Annotated in this window: 3 protein-coding genes and 1 pseudogene; 1 reads left to right on the forward strand and 3 read right to left on the reverse strand. The window is 58.7% G+C overall.

Annotation, left to right across the window (positions count from 1 at the left end):
* A pseudogene (locus QMN93_RS25850) lies at nt 1-225 on the forward strand (hypothetical protein); the annotation flags it as partial.
* Nucleotides 226-385: 160 nt separating this feature from the next.
* Here QMN93_RS25850 and QMN93_RS25855 read toward each other — a convergent pair.
* The 3 genes from QMN93_RS25855 to QMN93_RS25865 form a co-directional block, all read right to left on the reverse strand.
* Nucleotides 386-583, reverse strand: a complete 198-nt coding sequence (locus QMN93_RS25855) for a hypothetical protein (protein WP_074166943.1) — start codon at nt 581-583, stop codon at nt 386-388.
* A 49-nt stretch (nt 584-632) separates the two neighbouring features.
* A complete protein-coding gene (locus QMN93_RS25860) occupies nt 633-1,043 on the reverse strand; it encodes a DUF1380 family protein (protein WP_063417402.1) in 411 nt (136 codons plus the stop codon).
* A 42-nt stretch (nt 1,044-1,085) separates the two neighbouring features.
* The coding region (locus tag QMN93_RS25865) for an antirestriction protein (RefSeq protein WP_323620235.1) at nt 1,086-1,514 on the reverse strand (429 nt) is incomplete at its 5' end.

Consider the following 1,514-nt stretch of genomic DNA (forward strand, 5'->3'; position numbering starts at 1 on the left):
GGTGCGTCAGCAGCCGACCTGGCGGAGTGGGGCTCGACGACCGGACCGCCACGCGGGCCGGGAGCCGAAGGGGGCCAGAAGAAGGATTCAGGTGTTTTCAGAGGATTTGCTGATCGGGTTTCAGAGCTGGCGACAACGCCACGCCACGCCACGCCACGCCACGCCACGCCACGCCACGCCACGCCACGCCACGCCACGCCACGCCACGCAGGACCGTATCCGTGACAATTTGCCCTCACAATGGCTTTCATCTGCATCGACCCGGGCTAACATCAGGGCGGGAGGGGGCAGCGCCGCAGGCGCTGGCCTTGCCGCCCCGTCAGCCCGAAGGGATGACAGGGTTTTCGCGCGCGAACAGGCGGCGCATATGCCCCGCCCGGATTATTTATTGTCCATCCCCCTGACCGCCCTGGAGAATGAAGTGGCCGCAAAGCCAGACGGCACACTGTCGGGTAGCAGATTCGCATATCTCATCAAGTACTTTCGCGGTGGTTACAGGGCTGAGTCCGGATGCACGACGTCGCTCGTTGATGAGCGTTTTATACTGGCGCAGGATACTGCGGGTTTCCGGTGACAGTTGCATGGTGTTTTCCTTGTTTCAGTTTCCGGAGGCAACGCCTCCGGCTTCTCTGTCAGGCCTCGAGCGCAGCGCGCAGGCTCATCATGACGTCGTTTTCTTCTTTCAGGGTTTCTTCTGCTGATCCGCCACCATCCTCAGCGCATACAGCAATACGCTCCATTTCCTTCCCTGCAAGCTGCATGACTAATGCCAGCGATTTCGCGGGAATAGTCACGCTTCGCTTCTCGTGTCGCTCATCGAGCATGGTTTCGACTATCGCCCGTATCTGGCCGATATCCGCACCACTTTCGAGGCAGGAACTCAGCCGGCGCAGGACTTCATCCAGTTCCTCATCGTTCAAATCCCAGTCCAGGCAGACGCAACGGATATCATTTCGGTTCCAGCTGGCGAAAACGTACTTCTCGCCATCGAGGTCGGAACAACGCAGCATTTCAAGGGCAATTTCTCTTGCTGTACCAATCATGTTTTTCTCCTTTAATCGGGCGGCATCGCCGCCCGTGGTCAGTCAGTCAAGGGCACGCCAGATGGTGGCGCTTTCAGGATGGGTATCAGCAAATGCCATAAGCTGCTCATAACGGCGGCAGAAGTGGCGGCACAGTTCCTCATGGTCATGGTTACTTTGGTGCCAGCTCCGGTGATTCAGTACCAGTGCCGTGAGGATGATCCCCGCCACTTCCCCGCTGACAGTCTGCTCAAACCAGTTATCCGGATTGCACAGGGTCAGGCTCTCCACGTCTGGTGCCATATATCCGCCGCCTTCCGGCAGCCGGTAAAACTGCCAGAATCCCCCCTGATACTCAGGGCAGTAACGCCCGGCGTAGGCGTACACGGATGCCTCGGACGTCATAAAATCGCCGCCAAACAAATCAGGCAGGAAAGTCAGGCGCTGCGCACCCTCAAGACGAACAGCATCACAGGTCACGGTCTGGTTCAT

It is taken from the genome of Enterobacter sp. R-1.6.2 (assembly GCF_035064085.1).
In the GTDB taxonomy this organism is placed as follows: Bacteria; Pseudomonadota; Gammaproteobacteria; order Enterobacterales; family Enterobacteriaceae; genus Enterobacter; species Enterobacter asburiae_B.

Excerpts from the sequence above, each read along its gene's own strand:
- QMN93_RS25855 (WP_074166943.1), bottom strand. The coding sequence starts at position 583 with ATGCAACTGTCACCGGAAACCCGCAGTATCCTGCGCCAGTATAAAACG.
- QMN93_RS25860 (WP_063417402.1), bottom strand. The coding sequence starts at position 1,043 with ATGATTGGTACAGCAAGAGAAATTGCCCTTGAAATGCTGCGTTGTTCC.